The sequence below is a fragment of the Streptomyces sp. NPDC087859 genome, assembly GCF_044742595.1.
Lineage (GTDB): Bacteria > Actinomycetota > Actinomycetes > Streptomycetales > Streptomycetaceae > Streptomyces > Streptomyces canus_F.
On the sequence record NZ_JBIUUU010000003.1, the window covers coordinates 1 to 16201 of the forward strand.

A 16201-nucleotide genomic window follows, 5' to 3' on the forward strand; every position below is an offset into this window, starting at 1 on the left:
CGGGCCAGCTCGGCGCGCATGAACAGCGCCAGCAGACCACCGATGCAGAAGAACGCGAACGACGTGACCAGATACAGCGTTCCGATCGTCTTGTGGTCAGTGGTGGTGAGCCACTTGATCACGACGTTGCCGGGCTGCTTGCGCCGGACCGGCAGTTCGTCCGCGTAGTGGGACTCTGCCGCGGCACCCTGGGGTTCGTTGAGGATGCTCACAGGTTGTTCGTCTCCCGGTTCTTCTCGTGGGCGGTCTGCTCGATGCCCGCGGGAACGTAACCGGTCTGCCCCTTCTCGGCGAGTTCCTTGAGGTGCTGCTCGTAGCGCTCGGGAGAGACGACCTTCACGTTGAACAGCATTCGGGAGTGGTCGACGCCGCAGAGCTCGGCACACTTGCCCAGGAAGGTGCCCTCCTTGTTGGGGGTCACCTGGAAGGAGTTGGTGTGCCCCGGGATGACGTCCTGCTTCATCAGGAACGGCACCACCCAGAAGGAGTGGATGACGTCACGCGAGGTGAGGATGAAGCGGACCGTCTTGCCCTTGGGGAGCCAGAGCGTCGGGCCCGGGTTGTTGGTCTGCGGGTTCCGCGTGCCGGGCGTACCGACGTCGTAGACACCGCCGGCGGCGGCCGGGAACTGGTCCTTGAACCGCTGCGGGATCGCGTCCAGGTTCTTGTCGGTCTTCGCGTCACCGGTGGAACCGTCGACGTTCTCGATGTAGTTGAAGCCCCAGCTCCACTGGAAGCCGACGACGTTGACGGTGACGTCGGGCTTCTTGTCGAGGCTGAGGATCTTCGACTCGTCACGAGCCGTGAAGTAGAAGAGCACCGAGACGATGATGAGGGGGACCACCGTGTACAGCGCCTCGATGGGCATGTTGTACCGGGTCTGCGGAGGAACCTCGACCTTGGTGCGGCTGCGCCGGTGGAACATGGCGCTCCACAGGATCAAGCCCCAGACCAGCACGCCGGTGGCGAGCGCGGCCGCCCACGAGCCCTGCCACAGAGAGAGGATCCGCGGAGCCTCTTCGGTGGTGGGGGTGGGCATACCAAGGCGGGGGAAGTCCTTGTATGTGCAACCGGTCGCGGTCGCCAGGACCAGGCCCGCGGTCATTGCCTGCAGCAGCTTCCGCCGCATCGGGCGCCGCGGCGAGCGGTCGGAGCCGTTGGGACTCACGTAGCGCCTTCCCGAGAGTCTCGCCCGCGCGTATTGGCTGCGGCCTGCCTTACTCGGTGGTCGGTCGCCGCCCTGCGTCGGGCAGGGGTTTGGATGTTTATGCGGACCAAACCCTAGCCGACGCGTTCTGGGGGTTCGCGGGGAGGGGGGCCTAGTGGGTTGGGCGGTTCGCTGGAATGGCGGCTGCGGGTTGTTTGTGGTTGATCGCGCAGTTCCCCGCGCCCCTGGCGGCGTTAGCGTTGGCGCGTGTCTTACTTTGACGCTGCTTCCAGTGCACCCCTTCATCCCGTCGCCCGTCAGGCGCTGTTGGCCTCCCTGGACGAAGGGTGGGCCGACCCTGCGCGGTTGTATCGAGAAGGACGGCGGGCCCGGCTGTTGCTGGATGCCGCCCGGGAAGCCGCTGCCGAGGGTGTCGGGTGTCGCCCTGATGAGCTGACCTTCACCTCGTCCGGCACACGGGCCGTACACACCGGAATCGCGGGTGTTCTGGCTGCGCGGCGGCGCGTCGGGCGTCACCTGATCGTGTCAGCGGTTGAACATTCATCCGTGCTCCATTCGGCCGAAGCGCACGAGAGGGAGGGCGGTTCGGTCGATCGGGTGAGGGTCGACCGGGCGGGGAGGGCGGATCCCTCGGCCTACGCGGCTCTGCTCCGGCAGGACACCGCGCTGGCCTGCCTTCAGTCGGCCAACCACGAGGTGGGGACGGAGCAGCCGGTCGCCGCCGTGGCCGAGGCCTGCCGGGCGGCCGGGGTGCCGTTGTTCGTGGACGCGGCTCAGTCACTCGGGTGGGGGACGGTCGAGGGCGACTGGTCGTTGCTGGCGGCCAGTGCGCACAAGTGGGGCGGGCCGTCCGGGGTCGGGCTGCTCGTCGTACGCAAAGGCGTGCGGTTCGCCGCTCAAGGGCCCGTGGACGAGCGGGAGTCGGGGCGGGCGCCGGGGTTCGAGAATCTGCCGGGCATCGTCGCGGCGGCGGCCTCGCTGCGGGCCGTGCGGGCCGAGGCGGCCCAAGAGGCGGCACGGCTGCGGGAGCTGACGGAGCGGATCCGGGTGCGGGTGCCGCGGCTGGTGCCGGACGTGGAGGTGGTGGGGGATCCGGAGCGGCGGTTGCCCGGGATCGTCACCTTCTCCTGTCTCTATGTCGACGGGGAGACACTGCTGCACGAGCTGGACCGGGAGGGTTTCTCCGTTTCGTCCGGCTCGTCCTGCACGAGCAGCACGCTGACGCCCAGCCATGTGCTGAAGGCGATGGGGGTGCTGAGTGAGGGGAATGTGCGGGTCTCGTTGCCACGTGGGGCGACGGCGGAGGACGTGGAGAGGTTCCTCGCCGTGCTGCCGGGGGCGGTGTCGGGGGTACGGGAGAAGCTGGGCGCGCCGACGCCGGTGGCGGTCATGAAGGAGGACGAGCTCGTCGTCGACGCCCTGGGCAAGCGGTGCCCGATCCCGGTGATCGAGCTCGCGAAGGTCATCGGGGATGTCCCGGTGGGCGGCCTGGTCAGGGTCCTGTCAGACGACGAGGCGGCACGACTGGACATTCCCGCATGGTGCGAGATGCGTGAGCAGGAGTACGTAGGCGAGGAACCGGCAGAAATAGGAACGGCGTACTTGATCCGCCGGTCAAGCTGACCGACTTCAGGGGCGCGGGGAACTGCGCGACCAGCCCCCACGCCCCGCAGGCGGCGAACTAGCCCAGATACCCCTGCACCTCAGCCGCGGCCTCATGCCCGTACGCCTTGGTGAACCGCTCCATGAAGTGCCCCCGACGCAGCTGGTACTCCTGCGTACCCACCGTCTCGATGACGAGCGTCGCCAGCATGCACCCGACCTGCGCCGCACGCTCCAGCGAGACACCCCAGGCAAGCCCCGACAGGAACCCGGCACGGAACGCGTCACCCACGCCCGTGGGATCGGCCTTGCGCTCCTCCTCCGCGCAGCCGACCTCGATCGGGTCCTGACCGACCTGCTCGACACGGACACCGCGCGAGCCCAGCGTCGTGACCCGGTGGCCGACCTTGGCGAGGATCTCCTCGTCCGTCCAGCCGGTCTTCGACTCGATGAGGCCCTTCTCGTACTCGTTGGAGAACAGGTACGTCGCGCCGTCCAGCAGTATCCGGATCTCGTCGCCGTTCATACGGGCGATCTGCTGGGAGAAGTCCGCGGCGAACGGAATGCCGCGCGACCGGCACTCCTCCGTGTGACGGAGCATCCCCTCGGGGTCGTCGGCGCCGATGAGGACCAGGTCGAGGCCGCCCACGCGGTCGGCGACGGTCTTCAGCTCGATGAGGCGGGCCTCGCTCATCGCACCGGTGTAGAAGGAGCCGATCTGGTTGTGGTCGGCGTCGGTGGTGCAGACGAAGCGCGCGGTGTGCAGCGTCTCGGAGATACGGACGGACGCGGTGTCGACGCCATGGCGGTCCAGCCAGGCCCGATATTCGTCGAAGTCGAAACCCGCGGCGCCGACCAGGATCGGCGCGGTGCCGAGCTGGCCCATACCGAAGGCGATGTTCGCGCCTACGCCGCCCCGGCGTACGTCCAGATTGTCGACCAGGAAGGAGAGCGAGACCGTGTGCAACTGGTCCGCGACGAGCTGGTCGGCGAAGCGGCCGGGGAAGGTCATGAGGTGGTCGGTGGCGATGGAGCCGGTGACTGCGATGCGCACGGCGAGGACTCTCCTGAGGGGAGGGTTTATTGACAGTTCACGCTACCCGGTCGGCACGGAGCTCAGAAGCAGCCAAAACTACCCGATAGTAGATCTTTCTTCGCGGGCTCCGACCTGCATACGGTGCCGTCATGACGAACCTCAAGGTCCACGCCCCCGTTCCGGCCGACCTGGACGGCGATCTCGCGGCGCTGCTCGGCGACTGTGCCCGGATGGCCCCGCACTGGCTGGCGCCCGACCGCGTCGCCGCCCTTCCCGTCTCCCCCTCCCTCATCCACGGCGTGACCGTTCCGACCGAGTCCGCCCGGCTGCTGGACGCGATGTCGGACTACGGCGACTGAAACAGCGCCTTCCGGGGAACCGTGCGCTCCCCCGCTGCGTCCCATCGCTGTCCCCCGTAAAGGGGATGTGGGATACGACCCTCCCGCCGACCGTTTTGACAGGGCCGGGTCAGGGTCATAGGGACAGATGCGCGGCCGAAGGAGCGATGCGGTGAACACCGAGCGACCCGACAACGACGACGACGCCGAGGTCGGCAAGGCCACGGGCGCCGATGAGGGTGCCGGGGTCGCCGAGATCGCCGACGAAGACGGCGGTACGGCGGCGGAGGGGGCCCCGGAGACGGCGGCCCCCGGCGAGGCTCCCCAGGGGGATGCCGCGGAGGCGTCGGAGGCTTCCGGGGGCGCTGAGACTTCCGAGGCGGACGAGACCGCCGAGGTCAGCGAGGCTTCCGCGACTCCCCAGCCGGACGAGACTCCCGAGCCCGCAGGAGCTTCCGAGCCTGCCGAAGCTCCCGAGGCTTCCGAGTCCACCGAGATGTCCGAACCTGCCGGAGCTTCCCGGGCTCCCGAGTCCGCCGGGGCTTTCGAGGCCGCCGGAGCACCTGAGGCTTCCGACGCTCCCGCGGATTCCGAAGCTGTCGGAGCTTCCGACTCTTCCGAGCAGGAGATTCCCCGGGACGGCGAGCACGAGGTTCCGCGTGCCGGTCGGCGCCGCTCCCCCGTGCTCGTCGCCTCCGTCGCGGCCGCCGTGCTGCTCGTCGGGGGCGGTGGGGCGTATCTCGCCACCTCGGCCGCAGGCGGGTCGGGCGGTGACGGTACGACGTCCGGGGCGAACGGCGACGACACTCCCCCGCTGCTCCATCTCGACGGGTACACCGGGGGCGACGGCGGCACGGCCGGCATCGCGCCGGGTGAGCCCAACCCGTACGGCGTCACCTATCAGGCCGCCGGCACGCTGCCGGACGGTCCCGGCGAGGCCCCCGTGTACCGGACGGCCGGCGAGGTCACCAAGGACGATGTGGCCCGGCTGGCGAAGGCGCTCGGGGTGGAGGGGACGCCCGTCCTGGAGGGCAAGGCCTGGAAGGTCGGCGGGCAGGAGGCGGCCGGGCCGAGTCTCCAGGTGAACCAGCAGGCGCCGGGAGCGTGGACGTTCCACCGGTACGCGCCGGGGACCGACGCCTGCCAGAGCGCGACGGTGTGTGCGAGCGACCCCGCCGCACCGGCCGGCGACCCGGTGAGCGAGGAGGCCGCCAAGAAGGCGGCGGCGCCGGTGCTGAAGGCGGTCGGGCAGGACGACGCGAAGGTCGACGCGAGCCAGGTCATGGGCGCCCAGCGGGTGGTGAACGCCGATCCGGTGGTCGGCGGGCTGCCGACGCACGGCTGGACGACCGGGGTCACCGTCAACGCGCAGGGCGAAGTGGTCGGCGGCAGCGGTCAGTTGACGACGCCGGCGAAGAGCGACACATACCCCGTCGTGAGCGCCGAGAAGGCGCTGGTCCTGTTGAACGCGGTGCCGGCGACCGACCACCGCATGGGCATCGGCGGCTGCGCCACCTCCGTACCGCTCAAGGACCGCCTCGAGGCTCCCTGCGGATCGGAGGGGACGAGTACGCCGAAGCAGGAGACGATCACGGTCGAGAAGGCCGTGTTCGGGCTGGCCTCGCACTACGTGGACGCCCGGCAGGCGCTGGTGCCGTCGTGGCTGTTCGAGGTGCGGGCGTCCGGCGCGCAGGACGGCTTCACGGTGACGTATCCCGCGATCGACCCGAAGTTCCTGGCCTCGGCCACACCGCCCTCGGAGCCCACCGGTGAACCGACGGGACAGCCGAGCCCGCGGCCGACCGGTCCGGACCCCGACGAGCCGACCGCGGCGCCGGCCGAGCGTGATGTGAAGGTGGAGGGCTACACCGCCGAGGGCGACGAGCTGACCGTGACCTACACGGGCGGGGTCTGCGCCGACTACAAGGCGTCGGTGGTGGAGGGCTCCGACCAGGTGACGGTCCAGGTGACCGAGACGCCGTGGCCGGACAAGAAGATCTGCATCATGATCGCGAAGATCTACCACGAGACGGTGAAGCTGGACGAGCCCGTGGGCGACCGGAAGATCGTGGGCACGGACGGCACCGGGATCCCGCTGGAGAAGGCGGGCGCGCGGCTGCCGGAGACGTCCGGGGCGCGGTAGTCCGCACGCTCCGGAACACATGAAGGCGGCGGCCCTGTCGGAGGGGGCCGCCGCCTTCACCGTCGTACGGATCCGGCCGGCCCTCGCGGGTCAGCCGGCGTACTGATCTAGTTGAACGAGTCGCCGCAGGCGCAGGAGCCCGTCGCGTTCGGGTTGTCGATCGTGAAGCCCTGCTTCTCGATGGTGTCGACGAAGTCGATCGACGCACCGCCGAGGTAGGGGGCGCTCATGCGGTCGGTGACGACCTTGACTCCGCCGAAGTCCTTGACGACGTCGCCGTCGAGGGAGCGCTCGTCGAAGAAGAGCTGGTAGCGCAGGCCCGAGCAGCCACCGGGCTGAACGGCCACGCGCAGGGCCAGGTCCTCACGGCCTTCCTGGTCGAGCAGGGCCTTGACCTTCGCCGCGGCGGCGTCGGACAGGAGGATGCCGTCGCTGACAGTGGTCTTCTCGTCCGATACGGACATCTACATCTCTCCCGGGTTGTACGGAGACTGCTTGCCGACGGTTTCAACCGTCAGGGCCGCGGATTCATTCCGGGCCGAGCGACTTGTCTTTTCGCCTGTTCTTTCATGCTCGCACACCCGCGACGAAGCGAACAGCGGCCCGAAGATCACCCGCCGGTGCGGCACCGGGATTCATGTCACATCGACGTTATGACCATCGTCAAAGTGACGTGAACCGGGTTATGATAGATAACGTCAGATCGACGAAAAGTAGAAAGGGTGCGTGTCGTGACCACCGCCCAGACCACGGAGCTCGACGTACAGCCGACTCCTCTTGCCCTGCTGCTCCTCGGCCGCGAGGCCGACCCCAAGAGCGAGCGGGGTGTCGAGTGCCCCGGCGACCTGCCCTCGCCTTCCGACCCGGACCTGGTGGAGCGTGCGCGCGCGGCCAAGGAGAAGCTCGGGGACAAGGTCTTCGTGCTCGGCCACCACTACCAGCGCGACGAGGTCATCCAGTTCGCCGACGTCACGGGTGACTCCTTCAAGCTGGCCCGGGACGCGGCCGCGCGCCCGGAGGCCGAGTACATCGTGTTCTGCGGTGTGCACTTCATGGCGGAGTCCGCGGACATCCTGACCGGCGACGACCAGAAGGTCGTGCTGCCGGACCTGGCCGCCGGGTGCTCGATGGCCGACATGGCCACCGCCGAGCAGGTCGCCGAGTGCTGGGACGTGCTGACCGAGGCCGGGATAGCCGAGCAGGTCGTGCCCGTCTCGTACATGAACTCCTCCGCGGACATCAAGGCGTTCACGGGCAAGCACGGCGGCACGATCTGCACCTCGTCGAACGCCAAGAAGGCTCTTGAGTGGGCCTTCGAGCAGGGCGAGAAGGTTCTCTTCCTCCCCGACCAGCACCTCGGCCGGAACACCGCCGTGCGGGACATGGGGATGACGCTGGAGGACTGCGTCCTCTACAACCCGCACAAGCCGAACGGCGGGCTGACGGCCGAGGAGCTGCGGGCCGCGAAGATGATCCTGTGGCGCGGCCACTGCTCGGTGCACGGCCGCTTCAGCCTGGATTCCGTGCGGGACGTGCGCGAGCGGATCCCGGGCGTCAACGTCCTGGTGCACCCCGAGTGCAAGCACGAGGTCGTGGCCGCGGCGGACTACGTCGGTTCGACCGAGTACATCATCAAGGCCCTGGAGGCCGCTCCGGCCGGCTCGAAGTGGGCCATCGGGACCGAGCTGAACCTCGTACGACGGCTCGCGAACCGTTTCGCGCCCGAGGGCAAGGAGATCGTCTTCCTCGACAAGACGGTCTGCTTCTGCTCGACGATGAACCGCATCGACCTCCCCCACCTCGTGTGGACCCTGGAGTCCCTCGCCGAGGGCAACCTGGTCAACCGCATCGAGGTCGACAAGGAGACCGAGGCGTTCGCGAAGCTGGCGCTGGAGCGGATGCTGGCGCTGCCGTAGGGCTCCTGCGGCGCCCGCTCACCCCTCGGGGTGAGCGGGGTCCAGGCTGAAGACCGTCCCGTTCGGTGTGTTCACGAGCACCGCCCCGCCGTCCAGCGACACCTTGGACTTGATCGTCTTGCCGCTGGCGAGCTGGTCGGCTCGGGCTCCGGTCTCCCAGAGCAGCGTGCCCTTGCGGGAGTCGAGGGCGGCGACCCGGCCGCTGATGCTGGCCAGGTAGAGCGTGCGGGTGGTGGGGTCGTAGGTGGGCCGGCCCGAGTCCTCGACGCTGGTCCGGGTCTGCCAGAGCTGTGTGCCGGTCAGCGGGGAGACCGCGGTGACCTGGCCATTGGCTCCGGTGATCCAGACCGTGCCGGCGGCGAGGCGGATCGAGCTCTTGTAGCTCTGCGTGAGTTCGGTCGTGGTGGTGGCGCCGGTCTCCGGGTCGAGCAGCCGGATCTCGTCGAAGGTGTTCTCCTCGAGGCGCGCCGGGCCGGAGCCGACGCCGACCGCGACGGCGACGGCGAGGCGGCCGTCGACGGTGCCGAGCAGACCGCTCCCGTTCGGGGTGCTCAGGCGTCGGCGCACTGTTCCGTCGGTCTTGTCCAGCTCCAGGAGCACGGCGTCCTTGGACTCGTCGTCCGGGAAGCAGTGCGCGTACAGGCGGGAGCCGGCCGTCGCGAACACGCAGTAGTCGCCGGAGGGCAGCTGTGTGGTCCAGCGGTCGGTGCCGGTGCGCGGGGACCGTGCCGTCACCAGCCGGCCGCTGGTGTCGGGCGTCATGACGAGGCCGCCGGCCATGAGCTGGTCGACGTTCACCCCTCCCCGGTCGCGGGCCCACAGCCGGTCGCCGGTCTCGGTGTCGAGGGCGACGATGCTCGACCTGGTGCTCCCGTCGGCCGCGAAGACGTCGTGCTGCAGGATCATCGCGTCGTCCCGCACGCCGAGGAGTGCGAAGTTGTTCCCCGGCGAGTCCCTGCCCTCGGCGGAGGTCGCGAGCGCGGAGCGCCAGACGGTGGCACCGGTGCGGCCGTCCAGGCGGACCGGGAGGATCGTGTTGCCCGCGCAGTAGACCGCGTTCTCGTACGTCTCGCAGGTGGCGTCGCTCGTGGTCTCACCGGCCTTCGCCAGCGGATTGACCTCGCCCGACCGTGCGGTCTCGAACATCGTCGACTGCCAGGCCTGCCAGCCCTCGGGCACCGCCGACCAGCGGGTGGCCCCGGACGCGGCAACCGAGTTCGTCTCCTGGGCGGTGTCCGAGAATCCCGGGCCGAAGCGTAGGTACCCGAGCAGACCGAGGCTCACCGCGCCCAGTGTGCCGACGGTCAGCAGCAGGGGGCGGCGGCCTCTCCGGGCCCGGCTGCGGGGCTTGGGCGGACCGGTCGCCGTCGCGGGGTCGGCGCCGCCGTAGGTCTCCTCGACGGCCCTCAGGCCGGCCGGACGCAGGGTCGTGGTGTCCGGGTCCATGGGGTCGGGCTCCGGCAGGGCCTCGGCGAACTCCTTGGCCAGCACGTCCAGTCGGGGCCGGTCGGCGGCCTCCTTGACCAGGCAGCGCTCCAGGACCGTGCGCAACGGCTGCGGCACACCGTCCAGTCCGGGCGCCTCGTGGACGACCCGGAAGGCGGTCAGATACGGGCTGTCGGCATCGAAGGGGCCGCGTCCGGTGGCCGAGAAGACCAGGAGCGCGGCGAGCGAGAAGACGTCCGAGGCGGGCCCGACCGTGCGGGCGTCGGTGAACTGTTCCGGTGACATGAAGGGCGGGGTGCCGATCATCTGGCCGGTCTCGGTCAGGGTCTGGTGGTTCTCCGCGGCGCGGGAGATGCCGAAGTCGATGACGCGGGGGCCGTCCTCGGCCATCAGGACATTGGCGGGCTTGAGGTCCCGGTGCACCACTCCGGCCCGGTGGATGTCCTCCAGCGCCTCCACCAACCCCAGGGCCAGCCGCCGCAGTTCGGCGCCCTTGAGGGCTCCGTGGTCGCGGATCCGTTCGGCGAGGGAGCTGCCGGGGACGTACTGGGTCGCCATCCAGGGCCGTGTCGCCTCCGGGTCGGCGTCCACCACGGGCGCGGTGAAGGCGCCGCTGACCTTGCGGACGGACTCGATCTCGTGCCGGAAGCGGGCGCGGAAGACCTTGTCCTCCGCGTACTGGGCGTGCACCACCTTGACGGCCACGTCACGGCCCGAGCGCGATCTGCCCCAGTAGACGACCCCCATGCCTCCGGAGCCGAGCCGGTCGACCAGCTTGTATCCGCCGACCGATTTCGGGTCGTCCTTGTGCAGTGGCACGACCGGGATCCCCTTCACCGTAAAGCAGTTCGAGCCACAAGATACAGAACGCCGAAACACCGACGGCCGGGCTCCGGACGGTCGTCGTCCAGAACCCGGCCGTGGCAGCCGTCACACGCCCGCGGGTTCCGGCTGGGCCGGTGCCTCCGCCTTCTGGGCCTTCTTCGCCTTCTTGGCCGCCCGCTTCTTCGCGCGGCGCTCCTTGCGGAGCTCCAGCATCGTGTAGAGCGTCGGGACCAGGAGGAGGGTCAGCAGTGTCGACGTGATCAGACCGCCGATCACGACCACCGCCAGCGGCTGGGCGATGAAGCCGCCCTCGCCGGTGACCCCGAGGGCCATCGGGAGCAGAGCGAAGATCGTCGCCAGGGCCGTCATCAGGATCGGGCGGAGCCGGTGGCGACCGCCCTCGATGACGGCCTCCACCGTCGGGTAACCCTGCTTGCGGTACTGGTTGATGAGGTCGATCAGCACGATCGCGTTCGTCACCACGATGCCGATGAGCATCAGCATGCCGATCATCGCGGGGACGCCCATCGGGGTGTCCGTGATGATGAGGAGGCCGATGGCGCCCGTCGCGGCGAACGGGATGGAGACCAGCAGGATCAGTGGCTGGGCCAGCGAACGGAACGTCGCCACCAGCAGCATGAAGACGATCGCGATCGCCGCGAGCATCGCCAGGCCCAGGTTCTTGAACGCGCTGTCCTGGTCCGAGGTGACGCCGCCGATGGAGGCCGTGGCGCCCGCCGGGAGCTTGAGGGCGTCGAGCTTGGACGTGAGGTCCTGGCTCACGGCGCCCGTGTTGTCGCCGGTCGGCTTGGCGGTGATGGTCGCCGCACGCTGGCCGTCGATCCTCGTCATCGAGACCGGGCCGTCCGCGAGCTTCACCGTGGCGATGTCCCCCAGCTTCACCGGGCCGAGCCTCAGGTTCCTGAGCTCGTCCAGGGTCTGCGCCGGCTTCGCCGACTTGATGACGACGTCGCGCTCGGTGTCGTCCAGGATCGCCTTGGCGGCCGTGGTGCCCTTGACCGCCTCGGCGACGGCCGCGCCGAGGGTCTGGTCGTTGAAGCCCGCCGCGGCGGCCTTGTCGTTGGCCTTCACCGAGATGCGCGGCACGCTCTGCGCCAGGTCGCTCGTCACATCGGTGACGTCGTCCAGGCCCGCGACCGTCTTGCGGACCTCCTCCGACGCCTCGCGCAGGACGTCCGCGTCGGCCGCCTTCACGACCACGCTGAGGTCCTGGCCGCCGAAGCCGTCACCGGCCGCGATGGTCGTCGTACCGATGCCGTCGAGCTTCTTCAGGCCCGCTTCGATGCGGTCCTGCACGTCCTCGTACGAGGCCGAGTCGTCCAGCATCACCTGGTACGAGGCCTGGTTGGTGTCCGTGCCGCCGCCGAAGGCCGCCATGAAGCCGGACGAGCCTACGGTGACCTGGTAGTCCTTGACGCCCTTGATGCCGTCGAGCAGCCCCTCGACCCTCCTGGCCTGCTCGTCGGTGGCCGCCAGGCTGGTGCCGGGCTTCAACTCCTGCTTGACGGTGAGGACTTCCTGCTCGCCCTGGTCGAAGAAGTTGGTCTTCAGCAGTCCGGACATGCCGAACGTACCGATGAGGATCACCACGGCGATCAGCACGCTGGTCAGACGCCGCCGGGTCGCGAACCGCAGGACGGGGACGTAGAGGCGCTGGAGCCTGCTCCTCGCCTCCTTCTCCTCCGCGAGGCGGCGGGCTTCCTCGGCGTCGGCCGGGGTGCCCTTGGGGGCGCGCAGGAACCAGTACGACAGGACCGGGACGACCGTCAGGGACACCAGCAGCGATGCCAGCAGGGCGGCCGTGACCGTCAGGCTGAAGGAGCCGAACAGTTCGCCCACCATGCCGCCGACCAGGCCGATCGGCAGGAAGACGGCGACCGTGGTGAGGGTGGAGGAGGTGACCGCTCCGGCCACCTCGCGGACGGCGTTCAGGATCGCGGGCTCGCGCTCCTCGCCGTAGCCGAGGTGCCGCTTGATGTTCTCCAGGACCACGATCGAGTCGTCGACGACCCGGCCGATGGCGATGGTCAGCGCGCCCAGCGTCAGCATGTTGAGCGAGAGGTCGCGGGTCCAGAGCACGATCAGGGCGAGGACCACCGACAGCGGGATGGACACCGCCGTGACCAGCGTCGAGCGGACCGACGCCAGGAAGACCAGGATGACCAGGACCGCGAAGAGCAGGCCGAGCGCGCCCTCGGTGGTCAGGCCGTCGATGGCCTTCGCGACCGCGGGGCCCTGGTCGCTGACGACGGTGACCGTCGCGTCGGAGCCGAGATCCTTGCGCATGTCGGCGAGCTTGTCCTCGACCGCGTCGGAGATGGAGACCGCGCTGCCGTCCTGGTCCATCGTCACCATGACCGCGAGGCTGGGCCTGCCGTCGGTGCGGGTGAGGGAGTCGGCCGCGGCCTGCTCCTGCTTGACCGTGGCCACGTCACCGAGGCGGACGGGCTTCTTTCCGGCCTGGCCGGTGACCATCAGGTCCTGGATCTGCCCGACCGAGGTGAAGCCGCCGCCGACCTGGACGGTCCGGTTGGCGCCGTCCTCGTCGAAGGAGCCGGCCGGGACGGTCGCGCCGCCCGCCTGGAGGGCCTGGGCGAGGGCGGCCGAGGTGAGGCCCGCCTTGGTGAGCTTCGTGTCGTCCGGGGTGACGGTGACCTGGAGGTCGCGGACACCGTCGACGGTGACCTGGCCGACGCCGTCGATGGCCTTCAGGTCCGGCACGACGGTCTGGTCGAGCTGGTCGGCCAGGGCCTGCTGGTCCTTGTCGGAGGTGACGGCGAGGACGACGGTCGGCATGTCGTCCGTGGACCCGGCGACGACCTGCGGGTCGACGTCGTCCGGGAGCTGCGCACGGGCCCGGTTGACGGCCTGCTGGACGTCGGCGACGAGCTGCTTGGTGCCGCTGCCGTAGTCGAAGGACGCCATGACGATGGCGTTGCCCTCACTGGCCGTGGAGGTGACTCCCTCGATGCCGTCGACCGCTTCGAGGCTGTCCTCGATGGGCTCGACGACCTGCTTCTCGACGACATCCGGTGAGGCGCCCTGGTAGGGGGCGAGCACGGACACCATCGGCAGTTCGATGGAGGGCAGCAGCTGCTGCTTGAGCTGGGGTATCGCGATGGCCCCGAAGGCGAGCACGATGATCGACATCAGGCCTATGAGGGCCCGCTGCGCGAGGCTGAATCTCGACAGCCAGGACATGGGTCAGGGATCTCAATTCTGTGAGCGGCAGAAGTGGGCCCCTACACCCTGTGCCCTCCGGGGACGGTGATCCGTAGCTCCCAGGTCCATTTCCTTATGCGGCGCATACTCCGGCCGCAGTACGGCGGGTGGAGTTCACTCCACCCTCGGACGTACCAGCCCGGACTCGTACGCGATCACCACGAGCTGCGCCCGGTCCCGCGCGCCCAGCTTGGCCATGGCCCGGTTGACGTGCGTCTTCACGGTGAGCGGGCTGACTTCGAGGCGCTCGGCGATCTCGTCGTTGGAGTGTCCGCCGGCGACCTGGACGAGGACCTCGCGCTCGCGGACGGTGAGCGCGTCCAGCCGTGCGGCGCGGGCGGGGTCGGCGGCGTCGTCCGCCGCGTCGCCCTGGGCGAGGAAGCGGGCGATCAGGCCCTTGGTGGCGGCCGGGGAGAGCAGGGCCTCGCCGCCCGCCGCGATCCGGATGGCGCTGAGCAGCTCGTCGGGTTCGCTGCCCTTGCCGAGGAAGCCGGAGGCGCCGGCCCGCAGCGACTGCACGACGTAGTCGTCGACCTCGAAGGTCGTCAGGATGACCACCCGGACCTGGGCGAGGGACGGGTCCTCGCTGATCAGCCGGGTGGCGGCGAGGCCGTCGGTGCCGGGCATCCGGATGTCCATCAGCACGACGTCGGCCCGCTCCTCCTTGGCCAGCCGCACCGCCTCCGCCCCGTCGGACGCCTCGCCGACGACCTCCATGTCGGGCTCGGAGTCGACGAGCACGCGGAAGGCGCTGCGCAGCAGTGCCTGGTCGTCGGCGAGCAGGACGCGGATGGTCATGCGGGGTCCTCTGCGGCAGGGGGCTCGGTGCTACGACAACTTCCGCGGGGTGCGCCTGAGTTCCGCCAGTCGGTCAAACGGCGTCGTCGGCGGCGCGGCTGCGGGTCTTGACCGGCAGGATCGCATGGACGCGGAAGCCGCCGCCGTAGCGGGGACCGGTGGTGAGGGTGCCGCGCAGGGCGGTGACCCGCTCGCGCATGCCGAGGAGGCCGTGGCCTCCGCCGTCGGCCGGCTCGTCCTCCCCGGCGCCGTTGTCGAGGACGGTGATCTCTATGTTCGGCCCCACGCGGACGACGCTGACCTCGGCCTTCGCCTCCGTACCGGCGTGCTTCTGGACGTTGGTGAGGGCTTCCTGGATGACCCGGTAGGCGGCCAGGCCGACGGCGGCGGGGAGGGTGGTGTCGCTGTCGGCGCGGGCCACCTCGACATGCTGGCCGGCGCTGCGGAAGGTGCCGACGAGTTCGTCGAGGCGGTCCAGGCCGGGGGCGGGCTCGGTCGGTGCCTCGGGGTCGCCGGACTGTCTGAGCAGGCCGACGGTGGCCCGGAGCTCGTTGAGCGCCGAGCGGCTGGCCTCGCGTACGTGGGCGAGGGCCTCCTTGGCCTGGTCGGGGCGCTTGTCCATGACGTGTGCGGCGACGCCCGCCTGCACGTTGACCAGGGCGATGTGGTGGGCGACGACGTCGTGCAGGTCGCGGGCGATACGCAGGCGTTCCTCGGCGACGCGGCGGCGGGCCTCCTCCTCGCGGGTGCGTTCCGCCTTCTCGGCGCGGTCCCTGATCGCCTGCACGAAGGCGCGGCGGCTGCGGACGGCGTCGCCGGCGGTGGCGCCGATGCCGGTCCAGGCGAAGATGCCGAGGTTTTCCTGGGCGTACCACGGGAGTGGGCCGCCGAGCATGGCGGCGGCGGTGAGGACGGTCATGGTGAGCAGACCGACCCGCCAGGCGGTGGGGCGGTCGGTGGCGGAGGCGACGGTGAACAGGGCGATCACCGCGGACATGGCGACGGGGGCACGGGGGTCGCCGGTGACGCACTCGATGATCGAGAAGCTTCCGGTGAGGGCGAGCACCGTCATCGGGGCGCGGCGGCGGAAGACGAGGGCCGCGGCGCTGAGGCCGATGAGGACCAGGCTGAGCGGGTCCGGGGTGCGGAAGCCCCAGGTGACGCCGTCCGGTCCGTGCGGGTCCACGAACGAGCCGGCCACCATGCAGCCGAGAACGCCGGCCGCGAGTATGGCGTCCAGCGCCATGGGGTGCGCCTTCAGCTGGTGCCGGACGCGCTCGAGGGTGCTCACGTCTGCCAACGGTACGGGTGACCTGCGGAGCTTGGAACGGGGGTCGGCTGTAGGTTTCCTGTGTACTTGCCGAGTGTGGGGCGGGCCTTTGCCGGGGAGACCGCCCGGGCCGGTGTCAGCCCGGGATCAGGCCGTCGTCGCTGAGCAGTTCCCGGACCTGTTCCAGGGTGGCGTCCGGGGACGGGAGGATCAGGTCCGAGGGTTCCAGGGCGTCATCGGGCAGCGCCTCGCCCAGTTCGCGGACCTTGGAGAGCAGGGCCTCGAAGGTGCGGCGAAAGCCGGGGCCGTCGCCGTTCTCCATCTCGGCCAGCAACTCGTCGTCCAGTTTGTTCAGCTCGGCGAGGTGGCTGTCGGCCAGTCTCACCTGCCCCTCCCCCATGATCCTGACGATCATG

12 protein-coding genes and 1 pseudogene are annotated in these 16201 nt (G+C 70.0%); 4 read left to right on the forward strand and 9 right to left on the reverse strand.

Annotated features, from left to right (window positions below):
- A pseudogene (locus ACIOHP_RS07410) lies at positions 1-212 on the reverse strand (cytochrome ubiquinol oxidase subunit I); the annotation flags it as partial.
- Positions 209-1168 (reverse strand): cytochrome c oxidase subunit II, encoded by a 960-nt coding sequence (gene coxB / locus ACIOHP_RS07415; RefSeq protein ID WP_361538801.1) that lies wholly within the window; start codon positions 1166-1168, stop codon positions 209-211. The pseudogene ACIOHP_RS07410 and the gene coxB, both read right to left, overlap by 4 nt.
- Positions 1169-1414: 246 nt before the next feature.
- Here coxB and ACIOHP_RS07420 point away from each other — a divergent pair, with 246 nt between their 5' ends.
- A complete protein-coding gene (locus tag ACIOHP_RS07420) occupies positions 1415-2791 on the forward strand; it encodes a cysteine desulfurase/sulfurtransferase TusA family protein (RefSeq protein ID WP_401884156.1) in 1377 nt (458 codons plus the stop codon).
- Between the two features lie 58 nt (positions 2792-2849).
- Here the strand turns inward: ACIOHP_RS07420 and ACIOHP_RS07425 are convergent, their stop codons facing one another.
- A complete protein-coding gene (locus ACIOHP_RS07425) occupies positions 2850-3824 on the reverse strand; it encodes a carbohydrate kinase family protein (protein ID WP_361538795.1) in 975 nt (324 codons plus the stop codon).
- Positions 3825-3955: 131 nt separating this feature from the next.
- Here ACIOHP_RS07425 and ACIOHP_RS07430 point away from each other — a divergent pair, with 131 nt between their 5' ends.
- Together ACIOHP_RS07430 and ACIOHP_RS07435 are read left to right on the forward strand one after the other, a co-directional pair.
- A complete protein-coding gene (locus tag ACIOHP_RS07430) occupies positions 3956-4165 on the forward strand; it encodes a hypothetical protein (protein ID WP_046262616.1) in 210 nt (69 codons plus the stop codon).
- 151 nt (positions 4166-4316) lie between these two features.
- On the forward strand, positions 4317-6287 hold the full coding sequence (locus ACIOHP_RS07435) for a hypothetical protein (protein WP_401884158.1): 1971 nt from the start codon (positions 4317-4319) through the stop codon (positions 6285-6287).
- Positions 6288-6394: 107 nt separating this feature from the next.
- Here ACIOHP_RS07435 and ACIOHP_RS07440 read toward each other — a convergent pair whose 3' ends face one another.
- Entirely contained in the window at positions 6395-6751 is a 357-nt protein-coding gene (locus tag ACIOHP_RS07440; protein WP_266893491.1) for an iron-sulfur cluster assembly accessory protein, read from the reverse strand.
- Between the two features lie 267 nt (positions 6752-7018).
- Here ACIOHP_RS07440 and nadA point away from each other — a divergent pair, with 267 nt between their 5' ends.
- Entirely contained in the window at positions 7019-8203 is a 1185-nt protein-coding gene (nadA, locus tag ACIOHP_RS07445) for a quinolinate synthase NadA (protein WP_361538790.1), read from the forward strand.
- Between the two features lie 18 nt (positions 8204-8221).
- Here the strand turns inward: nadA and ACIOHP_RS07450 are convergent, their stop codons facing one another.
- The 5 genes from ACIOHP_RS07450 to ACIOHP_RS07470 all read right to left on the reverse strand — a co-directional run bounded on the left by ACIOHP_RS07450 (position 8222) and on the right by ACIOHP_RS07470 (position 16200).
- On the reverse strand, positions 8222-10468 hold the full coding sequence (locus ACIOHP_RS07450; protein WP_401884161.1) for a protein kinase: 2247 nt from the start codon (positions 10466-10468) through the stop codon (positions 8222-8224).
- Positions 10469-10579: 111 nt separating this feature from the next.
- Positions 10580-13696: an efflux RND transporter permease subunit gene (locus tag ACIOHP_RS07455; RefSeq protein WP_401884164.1), complete on the reverse strand. Its 3117-nt coding sequence runs from the start codon at positions 13694-13696 to the stop codon at positions 10580-10582.
- Between the two features lie 135 nt (positions 13697-13831).
- Positions 13832-14515: a response regulator transcription factor gene (locus ACIOHP_RS07460; protein ID WP_361476995.1), complete on the reverse strand. Its 684-nt coding sequence runs from the start codon at positions 14513-14515 to the stop codon at positions 13832-13834.
- 73 nt (positions 14516-14588) lie between these two features.
- Positions 14589-15806: a sensor histidine kinase gene (locus tag ACIOHP_RS07465; RefSeq protein ID WP_401884167.1), complete on the reverse strand. Its 1218-nt coding sequence runs from the start codon at positions 15804-15806 to the stop codon at positions 14589-14591.
- A 115-nt stretch (positions 15807-15921) separates the two neighbouring features.
- A complete protein-coding gene (locus ACIOHP_RS07470) occupies positions 15922-16200 on the reverse strand; it encodes a hypothetical protein (RefSeq protein ID WP_361477001.1) in 279 nt (92 codons plus the stop codon).
- Between the last annotated feature and the right edge of the window lies 1 nt (position 16201).

Excerpts from the sequence above, each read along its gene's own strand:
- ACIOHP_RS07430 (WP_046262616.1), top strand. The coding sequence starts at position 3,956 with ATGACGAACCTCAAGGTCCACGCCCCCGTTCCGGCCGACCTGGACGGC.
- ACIOHP_RS07440 (WP_266893491.1), bottom strand. The coding sequence starts at position 6,751 with ATGTCCGTATCGGACGAGAAGACCACTGTCAGCGACGGCATCCTCCTG.
- ACIOHP_RS07455 (WP_401884164.1), bottom strand. The coding sequence starts at position 13,696 with ATGTCCTGGCTGTCGAGATTCAGCCTCGCGCAGCGGGCCCTCATAGGC.
- ACIOHP_RS07460 (WP_361476995.1), bottom strand. The coding sequence starts at position 14,515 with ATGACCATCCGCGTCCTGCTCGCCGACGACCAGGCACTGCTGCGCAGC.
- ACIOHP_RS07470 (WP_361477001.1), bottom strand. The coding sequence starts at position 16,200 with ATGATCGTCAGGATCATGGGGGAGGGGCAGGTGAGACTGGCCGACAGC.